Genomic DNA, 23,062 nt, shown 5'->3' with positions numbered 1-23,062 from the left:
AACAGGGGAACATCTACACACCTAAAAAAAACCTACCGGATATCCAAAGTCCACGCCTTGTTGAAAGCGCTTAAAGGCATAATAATGGGTTTATCCTAAATACAGGGGGTATGATCCAATGGTCAATCAGAAGCTATGGAAGAGAACTTCCGCAATCGCTTTAACCGCCGTATTGGCGCTGAGCCTGTCGGCATGTGGAGGCGGCGGTGCGAAGAATAACGCGGCGGCGAATGAGCCTGCCGGAAACGGGGGGAAGAGCGGGAGCGGAGAGAAGATCACCATCACGTTCCAGAACATCTATCCGGACCCGGCTACTCCGTCCTATAAAACGATCCATGCACTGGTGGAAGAGTATGAAGCAGCACATCCCAATATCCACATCGAGCTCGACACGCTGAATACCGACCAGCAAAAAATCAAGCTCAAAACGCAAGCGGCATCCAAAGAGGTTCCGGACATCACGATCGTGAACCCGGCCGCGCAAATGAAACCGTTCGTGGACGCCGGCCTGCTGGCACCGCTGAACGACATGCTGGACCAAAACGGGCTGAAAGACACGTACCAAGAGGGTCTGCTTGATTATTACAGCTTCGACGGCAACGTTTATGCGCTGCCAGACGGGAACAACATCGAGGTCGTTTACTATAACAAGGAACTGTTCGAGCAAGCCGGCATCACGAAAGTACCGGAAACGTTCGACGAATTCCTGGCTGACGTGAAAATTTTCAAAGAAAAAGGCATCACGCCGCTGGCGATCGGGGAGAAAGATTCTTGGACCGGTTCGTTCCTGTTCATGAACATCCTGCTTCGCACCAACGGCGGCCCAGGCTTCCTGCAAGACGTTATGGACGGCAAGAAAACGTTCGAAGATCCGGCCTTCATCGAAGCCGTTGACAAGTTCCAAGAGCTGGTGCAAGCCGGTGCATTCCCGGACGGCGCGACCTCCATTGACGCTACGGCAGGCGGCAACATCTTCAAATCCGGCCAAGCCGCCATGTGGGTGATCGGTTCCTGGGAAACCGGGGCCATCGACGCTTCGTCCGTTGCAGGCAAAGTTGGTGCGTTCCCGTTCCCGACGGTGGGCGGCAAAGGGGATCCCAACGAGTTCATGCTGGCGCCGGGCAGCGCGTTTGCGGTATCGGCGAATAGCGAGCACTTGCAAGAAACGAAGGACTTCCTGAACTTCTTTACGCTGAACTTCCCGAAGAAGCAATTTGAGAACAAAAACGCTGTCGGCCTTGGCCAAAAAGTTGACGGCGACCTGAAAGCGGCCGGTTACTCCGACTTGGCCATCGAAGTCGCCGAATTGTTCAACAAGGTGAAGGGCGGCGACCTGGCGTTCGACAATACGATGAACCCGGCAACGGCGCAAGTCCACCTCAGCAGCATCCAGAACCTGTTCGTGCAGAAAGTGGATTCCGCTCAAGTGGCCAAAGAGCATCAAACCGCCTATGAAGCCAACAAGCAGTAATTCCATTAGCCAATAACCATACCTGATCTTCTAAAAAAAGTTACCTTTCCATCGATGCGAAGTAGCCCTTGTAAGCATTCGTGCTAGAGCGCTTCTTCGCATCGCATTTCTATTGGGGGGCGGAGAGATGAAAGTACTGAAGGTGCCCGCACGCACAATAGCCGTCTTCGTATTGCCTTGTCTGTTGTTGTATGTGTGCTTGGTGTTTGTTCCGATACTCGTATCGTTTGGGACCAGCCTGCTCAACTGGGACGGGATCACCACCCCGAAGTTCACGGGACTTTCCAATTTTCGAGATATGTTCTGGAACGATCCGGTCTTCTGGCCGTCGGTCCGGAGAACGCTGCTTTATGCGGTAGCCTCCATGCTGGAGATTCCGCTTTGCTTGTTTTTTGCGATTTTGCTTAGCCGTTATTTGAAAAAGGGGAACACGCTGGCGTCGATCTATTTTACGCCGGTCATTTTATCGGTTGTGATCATCGGACAACTCTGGAAAACGATCTATAACCCGACCTCGATGGGCGGCATGCTGAACGGCGTGCTTATCGCCCTGGGTCTGGACAGCTGGACGCATAACTGGCTGACCGAGCCGAAAATCGCGATGTACAGTCTGTATTTCGTGTCGCTGTGGCAGTATTTCGGCTATCATTTGTTGATTCAATATACCGGGGTGCAGAACATTCCGGACGAGATTTATGAAGCTGCAAAAATCGACGGGGCAGAAGGGTTCAAAGCAGACCGCTACATCACAATGCCGCTGATCGTCCCGATCTTTAAAATATCGATCGTCCTGGCGTTTATCGGCTCGTTGCAAGCGTTCGACCTCGTCATGGTGATGACCGCAGGCGGACCGGCGCATGCCACCGACGTCATCTCCACGCATATGTACAACAGCTCGTTCCTGTCCTTGAAATACGGGTACGGCAGCGCGATTGCCACGTTCCTGGTTCTGTTGTGCCTCACATGCACGGCGATCATCAACTCCATCTTCAACAAGCTTGAGCGCAAATACAGCTAGCAAAGGAGGCGAGGTTCATGCGAAAAATCAAAAAAGGAATCGTATACCTGCTGTTTGCGATTCCGGTGGTTACCCAGCTGTACCCGCTGTTGTGGCTGCTGCTGTATTCTTTGAAGACGAATGAGGAGATCATGGGCGGAAGCTTCTTCGCCTTGCCGAAAGAACTGCAGTGGCACAACTACAAAGACGCTTACGAGTCCGGGAGCTATTTGAAATATTTATCGAACAGCGTGATCGTTACCGGCATCACGATGATCTGCGTTATCCTGCTCAGCTCGATGGTGGCGTATGCCATTTCGCGGTTCCGCTGGCGGTATGGGAACATGGTCATGACCATCTTTTTGATGGGGATGATGATTCCGATGCAGGCTACGCTGCTGCCGTTGATGGTGATTTTTAAAAATGTCGATATTCTAAATACGCATCTGTCGCTGATTTTGCCGTATATCGCTTTTTCCACCCCGATCTCCGTCTTTATCCTCAGCGGGTTTATGAAGAGCATCCCGGCGGAAATCGAGGAATCGGCGTTTATCGACGGAGCGAGCATTTATCGAATTTTTCGCAGCATTATTTTGCCGGTGTCCGTCCCGCCAATGATGACGGTTTGTATTTTAACCTTTATCACGATTTGGAACGAATACATCTTGGCCGCCACGTTCATTTCGTCGGAGAGACTGAAGACGCTGCCGTTTGGGGTATATACATTCGTCAGCCAATATTCTGTAAACTACGGAGCCATCGGCGCTTTCCTTGTGATGGGGGCGCTACCGGTCATTTTGATCTATTTCTTCCTGTCGAACCAAATTACGAAAGGAATGGTAGCCGGAGCAGTAAAAGGGTAAAGATTGCGCTTGCAAAATAAGGACGCCATCTTATAATGAAGGAGCAGCAGGACACGGGGTTGGGAGGGAGAAAACAGTTGCGAAACAGCTTTCATTCCATAAACCATCGGTTGTTTTTGCTGTTTCTTTTTTGTATGTCGGGCATTTTGCTGATCGTCAGCGTGCTCTACTACAGCCGGACGACTGAGCAATATCACGAGAAAATTAGTGACCTATCGCAGAAAAACGTAGCTCAAACCGTCGGGCTGTTTAGCCTGCTTTATGAAGGGTACGACAGCTTGTCGAAGTCGATCACCAACAATTTTGAAATGATCCGCCTGCTGAACGAAAAAACCGACGAGCCGGCGGTTGCCTATATTAACGAACAATCGATTACGAACATTATCGGGGCGATCTTTTACTCGCGTGATGATTTGGTGGGCATTCACGTTATCACCAACCGGGGGAAGATCTACAATTACGGCAACTCGATGAATGTGCTGGATCCGTCCTATCCCCAGGAAGACTGGTACCGCCAGCTCCGCGATTCGTCCGGGAAATTGGTATGGTTAGGCGTCTATTCCCACTCGCTGATCGATTTAGCCGAGGACAGCCCGGTGTTTGCCTTTGGCCGGCAAATTTTTGATTTGAACGAGCACAAACCGATTGGCGTCGTGCTTTACGAGGTGAACCCGGGGCCGGTGCTGGATGCTTTGGATAATCTCAAGCTGGGCGAGCATAGCGAGGTCTATCTCGTCAATCAGCAAGGCCAAGTTGTCTCCTCGTTGACCGAACCGGCACCGATGCTGGACGACCTCCCGAAGCTGGATGCAGCCCGCAACTTGGTTGTAGAGCAGGAGGGTTCGGGGATCACGGTGGCGTCCCGTCTGCCTTTTTCCGACTGGTCGGTGGTCAGCGTGACTCCCCGGCAGGATTTGAATGTAGAGTTATTGGAAACGAAGCGGTATTTGCTGATCGTCATTTCGATCCTGATCATCGTCTCCGCCGTCGTCGCCAGCATTGTGTCGCGGACAATTGCCAATCCGCTGAAGAAGCTGATCCGCGAGATGCGACAGGTGGAAATAGGGAACTTCCGCGGGATGGTGAACGTCTCCTCCTACCAGGAGATTAATATTCTGGTCGCCTCGTTTAACCGGATGGTCAGCCGGATCGAGGAGCTGATTGAGCGGGTGAAGATCTCCTCGGTCAGTGAGAAGAACGCCGAGCTGCATGCGCTGCAGTCGCAGGTGAATCCGCATTTTTTGTATAACACGCTGGATATGATTTATTGGATGCTGGATGAGAAGGAGAACGACCGGTTAGGCGAGCTCGTCTTATCGCTGTCATCGATGTTCCGCTACAGCAGCGAGTGGAAGGACGGAGCGAAGGTTACGCTGCGCGAAGAGCTGGAGCAGATCAACCATTATTTGACGATTATCTTGATTCGGCTGGAGGGCCGGCTTCGGGTGGAGAAATCGATCGATGAACGGTGGCTGGACATTCGTTTGCCGAAAATGACCGTTCAGCCGATTATCGAAAACGCGGTGAAATATGGGCTGGAATCGCTCAAACGCCAAGGTGTGCTTAAGTTATATACCCAAGAGGTTGGAGATGTGCTGAAAATCGTGGTGGAGGATAACGGCAACGGGATGACGGCCGAGCGGCTAGCTTGGTTGAAGCAGTCGATCAACTGCCCGATCCCGAAGGTATCCGGCACGGGCAGCAGCGGCATTGGGCTGCAAAATCTGCACCGCCGCCTTCAACATATGTTCGGCGAACGTTATGGTCTGGAGATCGAAAGCATTCCTGATCAAGGAACCAAGGTGGCCGTCGTGCTGCCGCTTCCGATGGAGGGGGAGGTTGCCACATGAATATTTTGATTGCCGATGACGAACGGGCGATTCGCGAGGGCATTAAGCGAACGATTAAGCGGATTTATCCGGAGTACGGGGTGGAACTGGCCGAAGGGGCTGAGGAAGCGGCGAAGCTGATGGGTGAGAAGCGATTCGACATCGTGCTGACCGATATTTTGATGCCGGGAATGAACGGCCTGGAATTCATGCGTATTTTCAAACGCAGATTTCCCCGGGTGAAGTGGGTGGTCATCTCCGCGCACAGCGAATTCGCCTACGCCCAGGAGGCGGTGCGGCTGGGAGCTCGCGATTATCTGCTGAAGCCGATTGGGAAGACGCGCCTGCAGGAAATTATCAGTACCCTGGCCACGGAGGTCCGTGAAGAAAGCGAGCTGACGAAGGAAGAGGAGCTGTTAAAAGCTAATCTGAAATATTTGCGCGAGGGCGTATTTCAGCGATTGGCGTCGGGGCTGGATATCGGGAACCTGGATTTGACGCCGTTTATGGAGGACTATCAAAGCTTTTATTTGATGATGGTTCAGATGGATGCCGGGGACAAAAGCGTGCGGCTGGAGCATTTTATCGTTGAAAACGTGTTGTCCGAGCTGATCGAGCGCCATGGCCGGGGGTTTGTTGTCAGCTATGACCGCCAAAGCCTGCTGGGACTGATCACGCCGCGGGAGCCGGAGCGAATCGAACGGTTTCAGGAGGAAGTGAAGGCGCATTTGAAGCACTATTTGAAGGTGCCTTTTCAAATCGTGCATTCAGGCTTAAACAACGATTTCAAGTCGGTGCCGCAGGTGGTCATGCGCATGAAACAGGCTTCCGATTCGCCGGTTGCCTTGCTGGATCCGCCGAAGGGCAGCGGGGAGAAAGCGATCGAAGTTGCCCTCCAATATATCAAGGAGCACTACAATGAGGAGCTTTCTTTGGAAAAGGTCGCTTCCGTCGTCTTCCTGAACCCGGCGTATTTCAGCCAGCTGTTTAAGCAGAAGGTGGGACTCGGCTACAAGGAATACGTAACCTCGCTCCGTCTGGAGCAAGCGAAGCAGCTGCTGCTGAACCCGAAGCTGAAGATCGCGGAGATTGCGGAATACCTCGGGTATCAGGACATCCGCCATTTCGCGCAGATGTTCCGCAAGAAGTATCAAGTCACGCCGAATGAATACCGGCAGCAGCAGAATATTAACATCTTGCTGGCCAGCAGCGGCAAGCGGAGTAAGTAGGGAAGAGCGTTCTGTTCTGGTGTACAATGGGAGAATGAACGAATAGACGAGAGAGGATGTCGCAAGATTGCACCCAAGATATAGGATGGTATGGGTTGTTCAAAGAGGAATGTGACGTGTTGTGTTACATTCCTCTTTCTTATTTACAGAATTCCGTCGATTATTTGCACCCAACTTCGGAATGCCTAAATTTTTCCTTTCTATACCTTTAGTCCTATTCTATAATGTTAGCAAAATTTACATATCAGGGGTGGGAGTATGAATCGGAACGAAAGGTTGGGAAGAATCGCTGCTTGGCTTAGTGTCGGCTTCACGGCGGTCCTGGCTGTTTGTGCGTTATGGGCAAAGACGCCATGGTATATCCCCTGCCTTGTGCTATTTACTTTGCTCAGCTTGGGGTCTTCGTTGTTCTTTGGAACCGGCCTGCGGGCAGCACTGGGAGGCGGGGCGCTGGCGGGCAAGCGTTCTCCTTCGGGGACAGGTGAATCCCAGCGGGAGGAAACCGATTGGACGGCAGTATTCAATGAGTCGCTAGTGGCGGCGGATCGACTGCAGGCGGCGGTTGGCGAAGTGAGCGAGAGCCTCGAGCAGCTGCAACGATTAGCCGATACTGCAGCGGCCGAGGATCTGAAGCTCAAGCAAAGCAGCGAACGTTCGCTGGAACAGGTGCAGGAGAGCCTGGCGGCAATGGAAGAGGTGGCGGCCTCGGCCTCCCAAATCCATGACGCAGCGGGGCATTTGCTTACCCGCAGCGAAAACACTCGAGCCGAGGCCATGCGTATGGCGGGAGCGCTCGAAACCGTAGACGGCACCATTCGTTCTTTGGCGCAATCCCAAGAGTCGATCGTGGGGCCGATGGAGGATCTGGAGGGGAACACCCGGAAGCTGGGCGCATTGTATCGTAGCTTGGAGGAGATCGCGGCAGAGGTCGCGTTGCTTGCGCTGAATGCGTCGATCGAGGCGGCTCGTTTGGGCGAGCAGGGGAAAGGTTTCGATGTCGTCGCTGTGCGCATGCGCCAGTTGGCGGATCAAAGCACCAGGGCGATCAACTCCTCCGCCCCGTTGTTCCAGCAAATCTCGGCGGATGTCGAGCGTGTGAAGTCCACGCTGATAGAGGGACGTGACTCGGCCCTGGAAGGAATTTCGCTGATGAAGCGAATGGGGGAGGACATCCGGTTCATTGCGGATGAAGTGGCAGAGGTGAACGGGCTGGTTGCCGAGGCGGGACAGCGAAGCCGGGAACAAGCCGAGCTGACGCGGAATATGGAGGCGATGCTAAGCGAGGTGCATGAGGCTCTCAATCGGAGCATCACCCATGTGGAGGGAGCGCTGGCTCGGATGGAATCGGAGCGAGAGCATATTTCCAAGCTGCAGACGGTGGTCGTGGGCTTGGATCGGGCCCAGGGCGAACTGATGGTATCATTGAACTCCGTCCATTCCGGGGCGGATCCGGCTGCCGGTGGCGAAGACGCGGTGGCCCTTGGTCAAGCCTATGCCCGGAAGCTGCTGGAGGCAGCCGAACAGCCAGGTTTCCGCATGCTGGAGCCGGCTAGTCACCGGGCTGCACTGGAGCAGCTGTTAGCCGCAGAGCCTGGTCTAGAAGCGGCCTGGTCGAACCGCAAGGACGGCTCTTTTATCGTATCCATTCCGGAAGCCGGCTTGCTTAACGCCAAAGGACGGGACTGGTTCCGCCAGGCGATTGCCGGAGAGACGGTCGTCTCCGAAGTGTATATCTCCGCGATCACCAAGCGGCGTTGCATGACGCTGGCCGTGCCGATTGTCCGGGAAGGTGAAGTCATTGGTGTCCTGGGAGCCGATTTGTCTTTAGAACGGGGCTAAACAAAGGAATAACGGATTAGTTATTGTCAGTCCTCCGCTTTTCCCCTATAATCCAATAGAGAAGAAAGCCTTAAGACAAGCGTACAATTTGTGCCCGTAGGTCCTGGAGCAACGGTGAAGCATGCCGTACCGCTTCGGGTTAAAAGGGAAGCCGGTGCAAATCCGGCACGGTCCCGCCACTGTAAACAGGGACGAGCTCATGATGCCACTGTCGCCCGCGAAGGGAGATGGGAAGGCGAGTTTTCGTCGAGACCTGGAAGTCAGGAGACCTGCCACGGGAATTCAAGACGGTCCTTCGAGGAAAGGATAACGTTCTGCCAAGAGCATCATGGCTTGGCGCTGCCATCGTGGAGTCTCTCCGCTTTGCGTGCGCACAGCATGACTTTGTAGACGTAACCCCATCCGCTAGGATTGGGGTTTTTTCTTTGTGCCGGTAGAGGGTTAGCCAGACTTCTTCGCCGCCGGCTGCACAACGTACCGCTGGAACACAAGGCGTTTCTTTATTTACTGAAAAATAAAGCAAGGGGAGATCTGGAGATGAAAAACTGGAGAAGACTAGGAAGCCTGTGGCTGCTGGCGTTGCTGCTGGTGCTTGCGGCCTGCGGTAACAATAACGCCGTCACCCCGGGGATAGGGAACACAGCGGACGCTGCACAACCGACGCAAAACGCTGGAACGAACGCGGCGGCGGACAATTCGGCGGCACAAGAGACGACTTACCCTTATACCGTCACTGATTCTACCGGTAAAGAGTTTACGTTTGAAGCCGCGCCGGAACGTATCGTCTCGCTGGCGCCTTCGGAGACGGAAACGCTGTTTGCACTGGGACTGGACGAGCAAGTCGCTGGCGTATCCGACCTGGATGATTATCCTGAAGCGGTGAAGGACAAACCGCGGATGGGCGGGTTCCAGGTGAATGTCGAGGCAATCGTCGCGGCGCAGCCGGACCTAATTCTTGCGGCGAGCCTGATCGATGAAGCAACGGTCAAAAACTTGACGAATATGGGATATAAAGTGTTCCAGTCCAATCCGAAGACGATCAACGAAGTAATGGAGCATATTCGGACGATCGGCGAAATTACCAACCATCAGGCTGAAGCTGCTGAAGTGGTCGGCAAGATGAAGGAAGAGGTCCAAACGGTAACTGATGCGGTAGCTTCGCTAAGTGAAGACCAGAAGAAGAAGGTCTACATCGAGTTTTCTCCGGGATGGACGGTTGGCAAAGGCGAATTCATGGATGAGATGATCACGTTAGCTGGCGGCATCAACGTTGCTTCCGATGTCAAGGGATGGTCCGAGATCAATGAGGAACAAATTATCCAAGCGAACCCGGACGTCATTTTATACGCGAAAAGCGTTGTTGACGAAAATAACAAGACGTTAGCGGACATCATCAAAGGCCGTTCAGGCTGGGACCAAATTACGGCCGTGAAGGAGAACCGCATTATCGCTCTGGACGATAACCTGCTGAGCCGTACGGGCCCTCGCGTCACGCAAGGGCTGATTGAAGTGGCCAAGGCGGTTCACCCGGATTTGATCCAGCCATGAAGCGCGGCAAATTCGCCGGATACGGAGTCATCGGGCTCTTGCTCCTGGTTGTGACGCTGCTGCTCTGCATCGGCATCGGCTCCGTTTATGTGCCTGCTGGAGAAATCGCGGCGATCTTGCTGCACAGGCTCCCGGGGTTAGACCGCCTGATCACGCCGGATTGGACGATGGCAGCAGAGCAAATCGTCGTCCAGGTCCGGTTGCCTCGCGTGCTGCTCGGGATGCTGGTCGGCGCTTCGCTCGCCGTAGCGGGCGCCGGCTTCCAAGGGGTGCTGCGCAACCCGCTGGCGGATCCGTTTACACTGGGCGTATCGTCAGGTTCGGCAATCGGTGCGGCGGTGCTGATCTTTTTCGGATGGCAGTTTTCCCTGTTTGGGATCTTTACGCTTCCGATGGTTGCGTTCCTGGCGGGGGCGGTTACGTTATGGATCGTGATCTGGCTGGCTAGAGAGAACGGACGGCTGCCGATTGAAAGTCTGGTTTTGTCCGGCGTCGTGATGCAATCGTTCCTAGGGGCTGTTGTCTCCTTTTTAACGGCAATGTCGAAGAAAACCATTAATGAAATTTACTATTGGACGATGGGCAGTTTAAGCTTGCGCGGATGGTCGTATACGGCCATCCTTTTGCCGTATTTGCTGCTGGGAGCCTTATTCCTTTGGAGCCGGGCTAAACATTTGAACCTGCTGACTTTAGGTGAACGTCAAGCCTCCCATTCCGGGATGGCCGTAGAACGAACCAAACTAGCTGTGTTGCTCGTTGCTACACTGATGACGGCGGCTGCGGTATCCGTGTCAGGGGTAATCGGATTCGTAGGCCTGGTCGTTCCGCATATGATCCGTCTGATCACCGGCCCGGATTATCGGCTGATCATTCCTTTGTCGGCGCTGGGCGGCGGGATATTTATGATGTGGAGCGACTTGGCGGCTCGCTCGCTGCTGGCTCCAACGGAGGTCCCGCTGGGCATCGTCACCGCCTTTGTGGGGGCGCCTTTCTTTGGGTATCTGTTGTATCGGAAGAAGAAACAGAGGGAGGAGGAGCTGCGTTGATCAAGGTGTCTGGGGTTGCCAAGGCGTTTGGCCGGCTGGAGGTGCTTCACGGTGTGGACTGGCAGGTTGGCTCCGGTGAGTTTTGGGGCTTGATTGGACCCAACGGCAGCGGCAAAACAACCTTGCTCAACTTGATCTCCGGCGTGGAGAAGCCGGATGCCGGCGAGATTGCGTTGAGCGGACGACCGCTTTCGTCGTATTCGCGCAAGGAGCTGTCGCGCAAGGTCGCCGTCCTTCAGCAGGACGGGCTTCCGGCTGTGGCTTTTACGGTGCGTGAAGTGGTGGAAATGGGGCGGTTCGCCCATCAGGATTGGCGCGGCAAGGAGATCGGCGGGGCGAAGGCAGGCGAACGCCTCATTGATGGAATTATGGAACGTCTCGACCTGAAGGAGCTGGAGCATCGTCCGCTGAGTGCGCTTAGCGGGGGGCAACGCCAGCGGGTAGCACTTGGGAAGGTGATGGCTCAGCAGCCCGAGCTGGTGCTGCTCGATGAACCAACAACCTATTTGGATTTGCGTTACCAGATGCAATTTATGGAGCTGGTGGCCGAATGGCAGCGCGATGCCGGACTTACCGTCGTTTCAGTGATGCATGATTTGAATTTGGCTGCCTTGTTTTGCAGCCATCTCTTAGTGATGAGCGGCGGGCAAATTGTGGCGCAAGGCGCGCCGGACGGCATTTTGTCACCGGAGCTGGTTGAAACCGTATTTGGAGTTCAGGCCCACCAAGTGGTTCATCCGGATTCGGACGTTCCGCAGCTATTGCTGCGCCGGGCAAGTTTAGGTTAAGGGTACGAGTCAGTAATACAGAAAAGGGGAATATGGTTATGGCATACAATTCAGTCGAACAGCTTGCGCAAGCAATTACTCCTTTGGACGAAGCAGCGATGAAAGCGGCGCAGGTCCATTTGGACCAGTTGACGAAGCCGCCGGGAAGTCTCGGGAAGTTGGAAGGATTGGCAGTGAAGCTGGCAGGCATCACGGGAATCATTCGTCCGGAGTTTCCAAAACGGTCGGTAATCGTAATGGCGGCGGACCATGGCGTTTGTGAGGAAGGGGTCAGCGCGTTTCCGGCAGAAGTGACGCCGCAGATGGTGCATAACTTTTTGGCCGGCGGCGCAGCGGTGAATGTGCTGGCACGCCAGGCTTCGGCTGACGTCGTTTGCGTGGATATCGGGGTGAATGCAGAGATGTCACATCCGGGGCTGCTGCAACGTAAGTTGCGTTACGGGACAGGAAATATGGCCAAGGGACCGGCGATGAGCCGGGAGGAAGCCGAAGCCGCCATTCGAGTTGGGGCCGAGGTGGTGGCTGATGCGGTGTCCCAAGGCGTTCGACTGTTCGTCACCGGGGAGATGGGTATCGGAAACACCACAGCCAGCGCTGCGATCATGAGCAGTCTGACGGGGATCGCACCGCAGCAGAGCGTTGGGCGTGGAACCGGGGTCAACGATGAACGGCTTCGGCACAAAATTTCCGTCGTGGAGCGGGCGCTGGAGGTCAATCGCCCGAATGCCAACGATCCGCTGGACGTGCTAGCTAAGGTCGGCGGGCTGGAGATTGCCGGAATGACTGGCGTCATTCTGGGAGCCGCAGCTCATCGCTGCCCGGTCGTGATCGACGGCTTTATTTCAACTGTGTCCGCGCTGCTGGCGGTACGTATACAGCCGAATGTGGCCGACTATATTATTGCTTCGCACGTCTCCCACGAGCAGGGACACCGTGCGCTCCTGCAGGAGCTTGGCCTTAACCCGATGCTGGAGCTGGATATGCGGCTTGGGGAAGGCACAGGCGGCGTGCTGGCGCTCCATCTTGTAGATGCGGCTTGCCGGATCGTTGCTGAAATGGCGACGTTCGAAAGCGCGGGCGTCGCGTCCGGTGAAGGAAATGGTGGGGGGACCGAGTGATGAAGATCCTGGTGACCGGCGGAGCCCGCAGCGGCAAAAGCACATTCGCTGAACGTTGGGTCATGAAACAGGCAACATCCGCTGATTACGTTGCAACGGCGCAAGCGTTTGACGATGAGATGAAGGCCCGTATCAGGTTGCACCAGCTCCAGCGGGAGCAAAGCGGGTTCACCTGGACGACGCATGAAGCGCCGCTTGAACTAGCAGAGATGCTGCAGGAGTTAGGTAAGCGGCCCGTTGCAAAGGAGGGCGCGGCCGCCGAAGCCGCGGGTCCGGTTGTGCTGGTCGACTGCCTGACGTTATGGTTGTCGAACGTGCTGCTGAGCGCATCGGAACAGGCCGATGGTGTGGACGCCGTTTTGACGCGGGAAATTGAGCGGTTGACCGCTGCGGCCGAGGCTTTTCCCGGCACTTTGGTGATGGTTACAAATGAGGTCGGCAGCGGGATCGTGCCGGAGTATCCGCTTGGCCGGCAATATCGGGATTGGGCCGGGCTGCTGAACCGAACGATGGCGTCGATCGCGAATCAGGTGTTTCTGGTTACCGCCGGCATCCCCATCGAGTTGAAAAGCAGGGAGTATCGCTTATGACGAACGGACCAGAGCACAAAGCGCCCTCCGGGGCGGATAAGCATGGAGCTCTGCAGCCGATCTTGGCGGCCTTCCAGTTTCTGTCACGCTTTCCGGTACGGGCTGAACTGGATTTTACAACGGACTTGCTGCGGCGCAGTATCCCCTATTATCCGCTTGTCGGAGCAGCAATCGGCGCTGTCGTCTGGGCAGGCGGCTTGCTTGCCGACTGGCTGCTTCCTTCGTACCCGGCAGCCATCCTTTCCTTATTGATTTGGGTTGGATTAACTGGAGGTTTGCATTTGGACGGTTGGATGGATACGGCCGACGGACTGCTGAGCTACCGGTCACGCGACAAGATGCTTGAGATCATGAAAGACAGCCGGGTAGGCGCCATGGGCGTGCTGGCCTGCGTCCTATTGCTGATGCTCAAAGCCTCGCTGCTGACCTCGCTCTTCCAAGGGGGCCTGCTGACGTCAGGGCTGGCGATATGGCTGGCACCTCTGTGGAGCCGGTGGTTTATGACCCGGGCGATGCACCGCTGGCCCATGGCCCGGCAAGGTGAGGGATTGGCTGCGCAATTCCACGGCTTCAGCGAACGGGATGCCTGGGGGAGCACCATCATGGCGGTGACGATATCCGTTGTAGTGTTGCTGCTCACTTTGCTCGTGTTGCTGGGAGGAATGGAGGAATCGGCTTTGCTGCGATCGCTGCTGTTTATCGGCCTGTCTCCCTTTATCGCCTGGGCGGCGGGAACTTGGGCCGCTCGACGAATCAATGCCAAGCTCGGCGGTTTGACCGGCGATACCTACGGGGCGCTGGGCGAAGGGTTGGAAGCTGTCCTGTTGCTGCTTGCAGTGCTGATTTTTGCCCATTGATAACTCGCGGAGCGGAGGTGCTCTTGGGGGAGGGGACCTTCTACGGCGAGCGCTTTTGCATCATTATCCCCTTGAATCAGAACCAAGGAGAAAAGAAGAAGGTTAGAGCTGGACAGATTAATCGAGAATCCTAAGAGAAACAGGTCGACTGTTAAGTAGCGGAGAATCAAAATCGTGCATTATCACCGTATGCTGAATGAAAGGGATAATGGTGGAAAGGTCGAGCGTCATCACCACCACCTGATCGAAGGGGATAATGGTGTAAAAGGCCCTGGCAAGATACTACACTGCTGCACGGTTTGGAAAGGAGGGGAACGCGATGGGCGAAAATCATAAGAAGCTTCTGGATCAGGATCAGGAAAAAAGCGCATCAGCATCAGGTGCTGTACTCATGGTTCAAGGGACGGCGTCTGACGTGGGCAAGAGCGTGATCGTGACGGCGCTGTGCCGTATTTTTGCGCAGGATGGGCTTAGACCAGCTCCGTTTAAGTCGCAAAATATGGCTTTGAACTCGTATGTTACAGCGGACGGCCAAGAGATTGGACGGGCCCAAGGCATTCAGGCGGAGGCTTGCGGCATTGCCGCCACCACCGACATGAATCCGGTACTGATCAAGCCAACTGGGGACATGCATTCGCAGATCGTTGTTCATGGGCGTCCTTACCGCCACTTAAGCGCATCTGATTATCGTGAGGAATTTTTGCCTAAAGCCAAGCCGCTGGTGATGGAAGCGCTCAGCCGGCTCCGCGACAAGCATGGCATTGTGGTGATCGAGGGGGCTGGGAGCCCGGCGGAAATCAACCTGAAGCAACGGGATATCGTCAACATGAACTTGGCTGAATGGGCGGATGCTCCCGTGATCTTGGTGGGGGATATTGACCGCGGCGGCGTTTTTGCTTTTCTCGTTGGTACCCTGGAGCTGCTTGAGCCACACGAACGCGCCCGCGTAAAAGGGTTCATTATCAACAAGTTCCGCGGCGATTTGTCTCTATTGCAGCCCGGGCTGGATTGGCTGGAGCAGCGGACCGGAATCCCCGTACTAGGAGTGCTCCCCTTTCTGCCTGATCTGGATATCGAAGCAGAGGATTCCGTTGTCCTGGATACCTATCCTGCCCATCCAGAGCAAGCGCCAAGTAAGGAACTGGACATCGCAGTCATCCGTTACCCGCATATTTCCAACTTCACCGATTTTGATCCGTTGGCCGCCGAACCGGACGTGTCGCTACGTTATGTAAGCAAGCTGTCGGAGCTTGGGCATCCCGATGCGGTGATTTTACCGGGGACCAAGGATACGATCAGCGATCTGGAATTTTTGCGTAGGCAAGGGCTGGCGGAGGCTATTTGCAGCCTGATTGAAGAGGAGACGCGCACCCAGCTGGTCGGAATCTGCGGCGGATATCAAATGCTGGGAGAACAACTGCATGACCCCGAAGGCGTGGAGTCCAATGAACCGAGGTCTGCGTTAGGATTGGGCCTGCTCCACTTGGCAACAACCTTCCTCCCAGGCAAAAAAACGGTACGGGTGCACGGCTATACGTGCGAGGACCAGCCGATATCGCTGCACTCTAAGAACCGCCGGCTGCCGATCTCAGGCTATGAGATTCATGCCGGCTCGACCCAGCAGCTGCGGGACACTCGTCCCTTATTTATGCTTCGGGTCAATGAGGAGCCAGTACAAGGGTCAGGGACAGCCCCGGAGTTAGAACAGGCTGAGACGCAAACACATCCGGAAGGCGCAGCCCGCGCCGATGGCAGGGTGTTTGGGACGTATCTGCACGGAGTGTTCCATAATGATGCCTGGCGACGTGCTTGGCTGGACGGACTGCGTACGAGCAAAGGGCTCGAACCTTTGAGCGTCACCTTTGTTTCTTCCTCGCGGAAGGAGGAAGCCTTCGATCGGTTAGCGGAGCAGGTTCGCAGGCATTTGCGCATGGATCTCATTTACGACATCGCCGGGATCCAAGGTAAGCTTTGACAAATCGGGTGATGTTAGGGTAGGATAAAAGTACGCTTAATTTTCGATGGGTAAAGTCGAAAAGCGGGGGAACCAATCTTTTGGGGCGAATCGTTGTAGGATTAACGTAGGGAACCATCTTTCCCGAGCCCGTCAGCTAACCTCGTTTGCAGTGGATGGGTCATTTTAATATTATTTCAGTCATCAATTAATGACCCTGTTCTTTGAAGCGGGGTCTTTTTGCGTTCTGCAAGACCTTTGACCCGAGCATTCGGCGGAGTACTCGCATTCACTGCAAGTTTCGAGCTTCTTCTTTACGCATCGCACTATTAAAGGAGGAGAGGATTTATGGCTAGTCCGAAGTACATCACCGATATTGCCAAGGTGAGCCAGTTGTCCGAGCAGGAGCGGCAGGAGTTGAAACCGATTACGGACAAATTCGTTTTTCGGGTGAATGACTACTATTTGAATTTGATCGACTGGAATGATCCAGAGGACCCGATCCGCAAGTTGGTGATCCCCAATACGGGAGAGCTGAAGGAATACGGGCGTTGGGACGCTTCCGACGAAGCGGCGAACTATGTGGTGCCTGGCTGCCAGCATAAATACCGCACGACCGCGCTGCTGATCGTGTCCGAGGTTTGCGGCTCCTATTGCCGGTATTGCTTCCGTAAACGGTTGTTTCGCAACGATGTGAAGGAAGCGATGGCGGATGTCACGCCTGGCATCGAGTATATCGCCCAGCATCCTGAGATCAACAACGTCCTGTTAACCGGCGGTGACAGCTTGATTTTGGCTACAAAGAAACTGCGTTCGATTCTCGAACGGCTAAGAGCCATTGAGCATGTAAAAATCATCCGACTCGGCTCCAAAATTCCTGTTTTTAATCCTATGCGTATTTATGAAGATCCGGAATTGCTGGATCTGATTAGGGAGTTCTCCACTGTAGACCAACGGATTTATGTCATGGCGCATATCAATCATCCGCGCGAAATTACCCCTGAAGCCAAAAGAGGGTTCCAGGCGTTACACGACGCTGGGGCTATCGTGGTTAATCAAACGCCGATTCTCAAAGGCATCAATGATGATGCGGCCGTGCTTGGCGAATTGCTGGACCGCTTATCGTGGGCCGGCGTCACTCCGTACTATTTCTTTATCAATCGTCCCGTTGCTGGAAATGCTGATTTCGTGATCCCGCTGAAACGAGCATATCAACTGGTGGAGGAAGCGAAAGCCCGTACATCGGGGCTTGGCAAACGCGTGCGGCTTTCAATGAGCCATTCTTCGGGAAAAATCGAAATCCTGGCCATTGAAAACGGGCAGGCTTATCTCAAATATCATCAGTCCCGGGACGGTGAATACGGCAAATTTATGATTTTGCCTTGCCCGGATGATGCTACCTGGTTCGACGATCTGCCAGGCAGTGAAGCGTACTGGAAGAAGCCGGAATCGAAGTTGGATACGCAGTCGGATCAGCCAACGGAAGACGCTGCAAGCGCAGTGTCCATTACGGGATAAAACAAAACGTACCCTTCCGCTTCCCTGATCAGGAGAGCGTGAAGGGTACGTTTTGTTTTTAGAGTCAGATCCGGAATTTTGCGATCGACTCCTGCAGCGCCAACGCCTGCTCATGCAGCGAACGAACCGTACGCGCGTGATTTTCCATTTCGCTCAGTTGTTGCTGCGAATAGCTGCTGATTTGCTCCATGTTAGCGAGCGACTTGGCGGTAATATTGGCGGATTCCTCCACCGATGCGGTCACTTCCTCGGTACCGGCGGATACCTCTTGGGTGGATGCCGAGACCGATTGAATCGTCAAGTTCACGTTCTGAATCAGCTTAGTTAATTGTTCAAACGCCTGACCAGCTTGCTTCACCCGTTCTGTTCCGGAGACGATTTCCTCGCTGGCCCGTTGCATAGCGTTGACGGAGTTTTCCGATTCTTCTCGAATACTGAGCAGGTTCTCACCGATTTCCTCCATCGCCTGGCGGGACTGCTCAGCCAGCTTACGGACTTCTTCGGCGACGACAGCAAACCCTTTGCCGTGCTCGCCGGCCCGTGCCGCTTCGATCGCCGCATTCAGTGCCAGAATATTAATTTGCTTCGTAATTTCCGTAATGGTTACGACAACGTTTGAAATTGACTCCGAGCGATCATTCAGCGTGCGGATATGCCCCAGCGTCCGATTAGCCGCATCTTCTACATGCTGCATCTGCGTAACCGCCGTTTGTGCCAAAGTATTCCCGGCACCGGCTTCATCCGCAGCTTGTCCAATCTGTTCGGTGACTTCGGCAGACGAAGCGGCAATGTGCTGTACACCTTGCGAAATTTCTTCCATCGCACGGGCGTTTTCGGCTGCTGCGGACGCAATCGTCATGCTGCCGGCTTCGATTTCCTTCGTCGCTACATTGGAACGGGCGATCAGATCCTCAAACGTCGTAACCGAACGGGACAAGTTCTCTGAGCCGTCGACGACCGCCCGGGACGTTTGCATCACGGCAGCGAACATGTCTTTGAGCTGATGAGTCATCGTTTGGAAGCTCCCGGCTAATTGGGCGATTTCGTCATTTCCTTTCACTTCGATGGTATGGCGGAAGTCCCCGCCAGCCATTTGTTCCGTGACCGTCACGAGCTTTCGGATCGGCTTCGTGATTCGCGTACTAACAAAGTAAGCTGCCGCCATGCCCGCCACAATGACAAGCAAGGTGATGCCGATACAGATGTATAAAATTTGGTCTTTCTTCTTATCGATGAAGGTAGCGTCAAGGCCCACGGCGAGCATCGCTTTGCTGCCGGGAATCGCGATGAAAGCTGTTTTGTGCGAGCCGAATTTGTCGGTATACAACTCACTGATTTGTACCCCGCCATTGGCCGCAGCGGTCATGGCCGGCTGAAGCTCCAGCTTGTCGCCGGGGGTCATCTCCGAGTTCTCATTCGTCGCCAGAACTGTAGCGCCGTCATCTTGAATATGTAGTAAATAAGCAGTGCTCAAGTTGTAGTCCTTAGTGCTCTTCGTCAAATACGATTCCACCGCAAAACGGGAGTTATCTTTACCGCTGAGCAATTGCAGGGATTGGGTCGTATCTAACCTTTTGAAGATGTCTTGAGTACTAGTTTGCAGCACTTTATCGAACTGTGGCAGCACATTTTGCTCAATGATCCCCATAGAGATGTTATAAAAGCTGACGCTAAATAAAAGTGAGGATACGACAATAATCACCGCATAGGTACTCATCAATCTGCGGCTGATGGAGCGATTAATGACCTTGAACACGAAAATCCTCTCCGTTCCCCTTAAAAAATGTGAAGTATACGCCTGGCTGTCTCTCTTTTCTTTTTAACCAGCGGTTCATAAATATCATTTTATAGGAAAAAAGGTCCTTTGAAAACGAAAAATTCCTACATTTTTTGGTTTTCGTAAAAAGTTTCAAAAAAAACGTCTAAATCTATCGGAAAAAGCTAAAAAGAGAGCCCTGCGAATCATTTTTTGGAGATCGCCAGGGCTCTTCGAGTATGAATATTATATTACATGTTAGATATAAGTTAATTGTTTCGGATAAGATGTGAGCACTTCAACGCCGGTTGCTGTGACTAGCACATCATCTTCGATACGAACTCCTCCGATGCCTGGCACATAAATGCCAGGTTCAACCGTAAAGACGTGGCCTTCTGCGAGGAGAAATTCGTTCTCCCCATGAACCGAAGGGAACTCGTGCACGTCGATCCCCAGCCCATGGCCAAGGCGATGGATAAAATAAGGTCCATAGCCGGCAGCTTCGATTACTTCGCGGGCGGCGCGGTCAATGGAGGCGAAGGTGACGCCCGGCCGGATGGCGGCAATCGCAGCTTCATTGGCTGCCAGCACCGTTTCATAAATCCGGACGAGTTCCTCGGTCAGCTCGCCAACCGCGAAGGTACGCGTGATGTCGGAGGCGTAGCCATTCGCATAAACGCCGATGTCAAACATCAGCAGATCGCCGCGCCGGATTTGTCGGTCGCCGGGGACGCCATGCGGCAGGGCAGTTTTCTCGCCGGACAGCACCATGGAATCGAAGGAAGGCCCGTCTGCGCCGAGCTTGCGGATTTGGTACTCGACTTCCGCAACAAGCTCGTTTTCGCTTACGCCTTCCGTTGCTTTTTTCAGCGATTCGCTAAGCACCTGTTCGATCAGATGTACGGCGTGCTTGATCTTGCTGACTTCTTCTGGGCTTTTCCGCACCCGCATGTCCCGAAGCCAAGATCCAACATCTACAGATTCGGAGAACGAGAGCTTCTCCTGCATTCGCTCGAAGTTGGCCACGGAGACCTGCTCCTTCTCAAAGCCCAGCGTACCCAGCGAGCCCGCGAGGCGTTGCTTCAAGAGGGCGTAAGGGTCGTCCGTATCGCTATGGGTGATGATCTCCGTTAAGTCCGCGGCTTTGCGGGCTGCCTCTTCATCCAGCGCAGGGACGACCAGAAAAGGCTCGCTTCCCGCCTGAAGGACGGCGCCGAGGAAGCGTTCATGCGGATTGCTCAGAAAGCCGGTAAGGTAATACACATGCTTCGGATCAGTGATCAGCAGCGTGTTGACGCCGGATTCACGCATTTTGCGTTCTAATGCAGTCCATTTATCATTCATTTTGCAAAAAACTTCCTTTCGTTCAGTCTCTTGTTCTATTATAGGCCAATGCGGGGAGGAACGATAGTTAGGATCGTTGCGCCGGGCGGGCCAGGGCGGGACGGATTGCTTTTTTAGGTAAAAGGTTTACTTTTTAAATATTTTCAATAAAATAGGAAGAAGTTAGATTATTCAAATTTGAATATGAAACAAAGGAGAGAAGATGTTGGCTACTGCAACGAAAAATTCTACCCGGCTCATCTTGTTCGGATTAATGCTGGGGATTCTGATGTCGGCGATGGACAACACGATCGTGACGACGGCCATGGGGACGATTGTTGCCGATCTCGGCGGAATGGAGCAGTTCGTTTGGGTGACTTCGGCCTATATGGTGACGGTGATGGCGGGGACGCCGATTTTCGGCAAGCTGTCGGATATGTATGGCCGGAAACGCTTCTTCTTATTTGGCATCGCCATGTTCCTGCTTGGCTCTGTGTTGTGCGGGATCGCCGGAAGCATCGTGCAGCTGAGTATTTTCCGCGCGATCCAGGGGATCGGCGGGGGAGCGCTGATGCCGATTGCGTTTACGATCATTTACGATATCTTCCCAGTGGAGCAGCGGGGGAAAATGACCGGACTCATGGGTGCCGTGTTTGGCACGTCGAGTATTTTTGGCCCATTGTTGGGCGCGTTTATCACCGACTCGCTAAGTTGGCATTGGGTTTTCTATATTAATGTACCGATCGGCATCGTGTCATTGGTGTTGATTATCCTCTACTACAAGGAGTCGCTGACGCACGCGAAGCAGCAGATCGACTGGGGCGGGGCATTTACTTTGGTTGGCGCTGTGGTGTGCCTAATGTTTGCCTTGGAGCTGGGCGGCGAGAAATACGCATGGAATTCCAGCGTGATTTTGGGCTTGTTTGCGGGATTTGCCGTGTTGTTTGCCGCGTTCCTGCTGCTCGAAACGAAAGCGCAAGAGCCAATCATATCGTTTGATATGTTTAAAAATCGGCTTTACGCGACAAGTTGTTTGTTGGCTTTATTTTACGGGAGTGTATTTATCGTTGCTACGGTATATATCCCGATCTTCGTGCAGGGCGTCTACGGCGGATCGGCGACCAACTCCGGCATTATTCTGATGCCGATGATGATCGGTTCGGTGGTCGGCAGCATGCTGGGCGGGATGCTCGCTTCCCGCATACCATACCGCACGGTGATGGCCTTGTCGGTGGTTTGCTTCGTCGGCGGTATCTTTGCGCTTAGCACGTTAACGAATGATTCGTCTCGCATGCTGCTTACGCTTTACAGCATCCTGACCGGCTTTGGCGTTGGCTTCTCCTTCTCGGTGCTCAGTATGGCGTCCGTGCATCACTTTGACATGCGACAGCGCGGAGCGGCGACATCAACCAACTCGTTCCTCCGTTCGCTGGGCATGACGCTGGGGATTACGATCTTTGGTATCGTGCAACGCAACCTGATGTCGGGGGCCATGGCCGATGCGTTTGCTGGAATGGGACAAGGCGGCGGGAATTTCGGCGATACCCGGGAAGCGCTGAGTCCGGAGAAAAGAGCGCTGATTCCGCCGGCGATTTTGGACAAAATTACAGAGGCGTTGTCCATTTCGATCGCCCATACGTTTATGTGGGCCCTCATTCCGACCGTTTGCGCAGTGCTGGTCGTGCTCGCCATGCCGAAGGACCGAATCGAGCGCAAGGCGTTAAAGCCGTCGAATCAGCGGGGGTAAGCAGCAATGAAAGCTTTAGCGATCCGTCTTTGTATTTTGGGTCTGCTGCTCGAGGAGGATCAGCATCCTTATGAGATGCTCATCCGTATCCGGGATCGGTTCCTCGACCAGCACGGCAATTTCAAAATCGGCTCGCTGTATTACGCCGTCGACCAGTTGGCCAAATCGGGGCATATCGAGGCGGTGGAGACGATTTATGGCGAGGGCCGTCCGGACAAGACGGTCTATCGGATCACGGACAAGGGCCGGGAGTATTTTCAGAAGTTGCTGATCGATCGGTTCCAGGAGGAAGTGTCCGGATATCATCCGCTGCATGTTGCTTTGGTCTTTGCCAGGTATGGGGACCGGGAGAAGCTGATCGACATGTTGCAGGACCGGATTCGGAAAGCGGAGCATGAGGTCAATTTGAGCTATCAGGTTTACGAAGAACATCGGGGGATCGTACCAAGGAGCGTGCTGCACCTGATGGTCGGACGTTACGAGCATGCCCGGACGGAGCTCAATTGGCTGCGGCGGCTGCTCAAAGATGCCGAGGCCGGACGGTTGGGGGACCGCGATCCGGTTGATTTGCTAAACGAAGAGGAATAAA

The 23,062-nt window shown here is 54.2% G+C and carries 18 protein-coding genes and 2 riboswitches; of the genes, 16 read left to right on the top strand and 2 right to left on the bottom strand.

Features of this window, described 5'->3' with window-relative positions; genetic code table 11:
- Positions 1–118: 118 nt before the first annotated feature.
- The 14 genes from M3G15_RS01230 to M3G15_RS01165 all read left to right on the top strand — a co-directional run bounded on the left by M3G15_RS01230 (position 119) and on the right by M3G15_RS01165 (position 17,647).
- Positions 119–1,471 (top strand): sugar ABC transporter substrate-binding protein, encoded by a 1,353-nt coding sequence (locus M3G15_RS01230; RefSeq protein WP_260069843.1) that lies wholly within the window; start codon positions 119–121, stop codon positions 1,469–1,471.
- Between the two features lie 127 nt (positions 1,472–1,598).
- Entirely contained in the window at positions 1,599–2,489 is an 891-nt protein-coding gene (locus tag M3G15_RS01225) for a carbohydrate ABC transporter permease (RefSeq protein WP_016313056.1), read from the top strand.
- Between the two features lie 17 nt (positions 2,490–2,506).
- Positions 2,507–3,331 (top strand): carbohydrate ABC transporter permease, encoded by an 825-nt coding sequence (locus M3G15_RS01220; RefSeq protein ID WP_009226052.1) that lies wholly within the window; start codon positions 2,507–2,509, stop codon positions 3,329–3,331.
- A 77-nt stretch (positions 3,332–3,408) separates the two neighbouring features.
- Complete coding sequence (locus M3G15_RS01215; protein WP_009226053.1) at positions 3,409–5,181, top strand: sensor histidine kinase; 1,773 nt, start codon at positions 3,409–3,411, stop codon at positions 5,179–5,181.
- On the top strand, positions 5,178–6,389 hold the full coding sequence (locus M3G15_RS01210; protein ID WP_009226054.1) for a response regulator: 1,212 nt from the start codon (positions 5,178–5,180) through the stop codon (positions 6,387–6,389). Before M3G15_RS01215 ends, M3G15_RS01210 begins: the two co-directional genes overlap by 4 nt.
- Before the next feature lie 258 nt (positions 6,390–6,647).
- Positions 6,648–8,228 carry a methyl-accepting chemotaxis protein gene (locus M3G15_RS01205; protein ID WP_127576432.1) on the top strand — a complete coding sequence of 527 codons (1,581 nt, stop codon included), beginning with the start codon at positions 6,648–6,650 and terminating at the stop codon, positions 8,226–8,228.
- A gap of 80 nt (positions 8,229–8,308) precedes the next feature.
- A riboswitch (cobalamin riboswitch) is annotated at positions 8,309–8,519 on the top strand.
- A gap of 246 nt (positions 8,520–8,765) precedes the next feature.
- Entirely contained in the window at positions 8,766–9,776 is a 1,011-nt protein-coding gene (locus M3G15_RS01200) for an ABC transporter substrate-binding protein (RefSeq protein WP_260069842.1), read from the top strand.
- Positions 9,773–10,822, top strand: coding sequence for a FecCD family ABC transporter permease (locus M3G15_RS01195; RefSeq protein WP_260069841.1), 1,050 nt, complete (start codon positions 9,773–9,775; stop codon positions 10,820–10,822). The genes M3G15_RS01200 and M3G15_RS01195 overlap by 4 nt, the downstream gene beginning before the upstream one ends.
- On the top strand, positions 10,819–11,610 hold the full coding sequence (locus M3G15_RS01190) for an ABC transporter ATP-binding protein (RefSeq protein ID WP_036645964.1): 792 nt from the start codon (positions 10,819–10,821) through the stop codon (positions 11,608–11,610). The genes M3G15_RS01195 and M3G15_RS01190 overlap by 4 nt, the downstream gene beginning before the upstream one ends.
- Before the next feature lie 38 nt (positions 11,611–11,648).
- A complete protein-coding gene (gene cobT, locus M3G15_RS01185; protein WP_009226059.1) occupies positions 11,649–12,728 on the top strand; it encodes a nicotinate-nucleotide--dimethylbenzimidazole phosphoribosyltransferase in 1,080 nt (359 codons plus the stop codon).
- Positions 12,728–13,318, top strand: a complete 591-nt coding sequence (cobU, locus tag M3G15_RS01180) for a bifunctional adenosylcobinamide kinase/adenosylcobinamide-phosphate guanylyltransferase (RefSeq protein ID WP_016313048.1) — start codon at positions 12,728–12,730, stop codon at positions 13,316–13,318. Before cobT ends, cobU begins: the two co-directional genes overlap by 1 nt.
- Positions 13,315–14,175 (top strand): adenosylcobinamide-GDP ribazoletransferase, encoded by an 861-nt coding sequence (gene cobS, locus M3G15_RS01175; RefSeq protein WP_009226061.1) that lies wholly within the window; start codon positions 13,315–13,317, stop codon positions 14,173–14,175. Before cobU ends, cobS begins: the two co-directional genes overlap by 4 nt.
- A gap of 319 nt (positions 14,176–14,494) precedes the next feature.
- Positions 14,495–16,150, top strand: a complete 1,656-nt coding sequence (locus M3G15_RS01170) for a cobyric acid synthase (protein WP_397376576.1) — start codon at positions 14,495–14,497, stop codon at positions 16,148–16,150.
- A gap of 23 nt (positions 16,151–16,173) precedes the next feature.
- Positions 16,174–16,316: riboswitch (cyclic di-AMP (ydaO/yuaA leader) on the top strand.
- Between the two features lie 161 nt (positions 16,317–16,477).
- Positions 16,478–17,647 carry a KamA family radical SAM protein gene (locus M3G15_RS01165; RefSeq protein ID WP_260069840.1) on the top strand — a complete coding sequence of 390 codons (1,170 nt, stop codon included), beginning with the start codon at positions 16,478–16,480 and terminating at the stop codon, positions 17,645–17,647.
- Positions 17,648–17,711: 64 nt separating this feature from the next.
- Here M3G15_RS01165 and M3G15_RS01160 read toward each other — a convergent pair whose 3' ends face one another.
- Together M3G15_RS01160 and M3G15_RS01155 are read right to left on the bottom strand one after the other, a co-directional pair.
- Positions 17,712–19,403, bottom strand: a complete 1,692-nt coding sequence (locus M3G15_RS01160; RefSeq protein WP_260069839.1) for a methyl-accepting chemotaxis protein — start codon at positions 19,401–19,403, stop codon at positions 17,712–17,714.
- Positions 19,404–19,661: 258 nt separating this feature from the next.
- The gene (locus M3G15_RS01155) at positions 19,662–20,747 is read right to left on the bottom strand and encodes a M24 family metallopeptidase (RefSeq protein WP_009226065.1); all 1,086 of its coding nucleotides are present in this window, start codon (positions 20,745–20,747) and stop codon (positions 19,662–19,664) included.
- Between the two features lie 202 nt (positions 20,748–20,949).
- On the opposite strand from M3G15_RS01155, the gene M3G15_RS01150 reads away from it, so the two are divergent.
- Together M3G15_RS01150 and M3G15_RS01145 are read left to right on the top strand one after the other, a co-directional pair.
- Positions 20,950–22,473 carry an MDR family MFS transporter gene (locus tag M3G15_RS01150; protein ID WP_260069838.1) on the top strand — a complete coding sequence of 508 codons (1,524 nt, stop codon included), beginning with the start codon at positions 20,950–20,952 and terminating at the stop codon, positions 22,471–22,473.
- 6 nt (positions 22,474–22,479) lie between these two features.
- A complete protein-coding gene (locus tag M3G15_RS01145) occupies positions 22,480–23,061 on the top strand; it encodes a PadR family transcriptional regulator (protein ID WP_260069837.1) in 582 nt (193 codons plus the stop codon).
- Position 23,062 lies beyond the last annotated feature (1 nt).

The sequence above is a fragment of the Paenibacillus sp. p3-SID1389 genome (genome assembly GCF_025151705.1).
Classification (GTDB): Bacteria; Bacillota; Bacilli; order Paenibacillales; family Paenibacillaceae; genus Fontibacillus; species Fontibacillus phoenicis.
This window is presented reverse-complemented; position numbering and strand designations above follow the sequence as displayed.

Excerpts from the sequence above, each read along its gene's own strand:
- M3G15_RS01230 (WP_260069843.1), top strand. The coding sequence starts at position 119 with ATGGTCAATCAGAAGCTATGGAAGAGAACTTCCGCAATCGCTTTAACC.
- M3G15_RS01225 (WP_016313056.1), top strand. The coding sequence starts at position 1,599 with ATGAAAGTACTGAAGGTGCCCGCACGCACAATAGCCGTCTTCGTATTG.
- M3G15_RS01220 (WP_009226052.1), top strand. The coding sequence starts at position 2,507 with ATGCGAAAAATCAAAAAAGGAATCGTATACCTGCTGTTTGCGATTCCG.
- M3G15_RS01210 (WP_009226054.1), top strand. The coding sequence starts at position 5,178 with ATGAATATTTTGATTGCCGATGACGAACGGGCGATTCGCGAGGGCATT.
- M3G15_RS01205 (WP_127576432.1), top strand. The coding sequence starts at position 6,648 with ATGAATCGGAACGAAAGGTTGGGAAGAATCGCTGCTTGGCTTAGTGTC.
- M3G15_RS01200 (WP_260069842.1), top strand. The coding sequence starts at position 8,766 with ATGAAAAACTGGAGAAGACTAGGAAGCCTGTGGCTGCTGGCGTTGCTG.
- M3G15_RS01195 (WP_260069841.1), top strand. The coding sequence starts at position 9,773 with ATGAAGCGCGGCAAATTCGCCGGATACGGAGTCATCGGGCTCTTGCTC.
- cobT (WP_009226059.1), top strand. The coding sequence starts at position 11,649 with ATGGCATACAATTCAGTCGAACAGCTTGCGCAAGCAATTACTCCTTTG.
- cobU (WP_016313048.1), top strand. The coding sequence starts at position 12,728 with ATGAAGATCCTGGTGACCGGCGGAGCCCGCAGCGGCAAAAGCACATTC.
- cobS (WP_009226061.1), top strand. The coding sequence starts at position 13,315 with ATGACGAACGGACCAGAGCACAAAGCGCCCTCCGGGGCGGATAAGCAT.
- M3G15_RS01170 (WP_397376576.1), top strand. The coding sequence starts at position 14,495 with ATGGGCGAAAATCATAAGAAGCTTCTGGATCAGGATCAGGAAAAAAGC.
- M3G15_RS01165 (WP_260069840.1), top strand. The coding sequence starts at position 16,478 with ATGGCTAGTCCGAAGTACATCACCGATATTGCCAAGGTGAGCCAGTTG.
- M3G15_RS01155 (WP_009226065.1), bottom strand. The coding sequence starts at position 20,747 with ATGAATGATAAATGGACTGCATTAGAACGCAAAATGCGTGAATCCGGC.
- M3G15_RS01150 (WP_260069838.1), top strand. The coding sequence starts at position 20,950 with ATGTTGGCTACTGCAACGAAAAATTCTACCCGGCTCATCTTGTTCGGA.
- M3G15_RS01145 (WP_260069837.1), top strand. The coding sequence starts at position 22,480 with ATGAAAGCTTTAGCGATCCGTCTTTGTATTTTGGGTCTGCTGCTCGAG.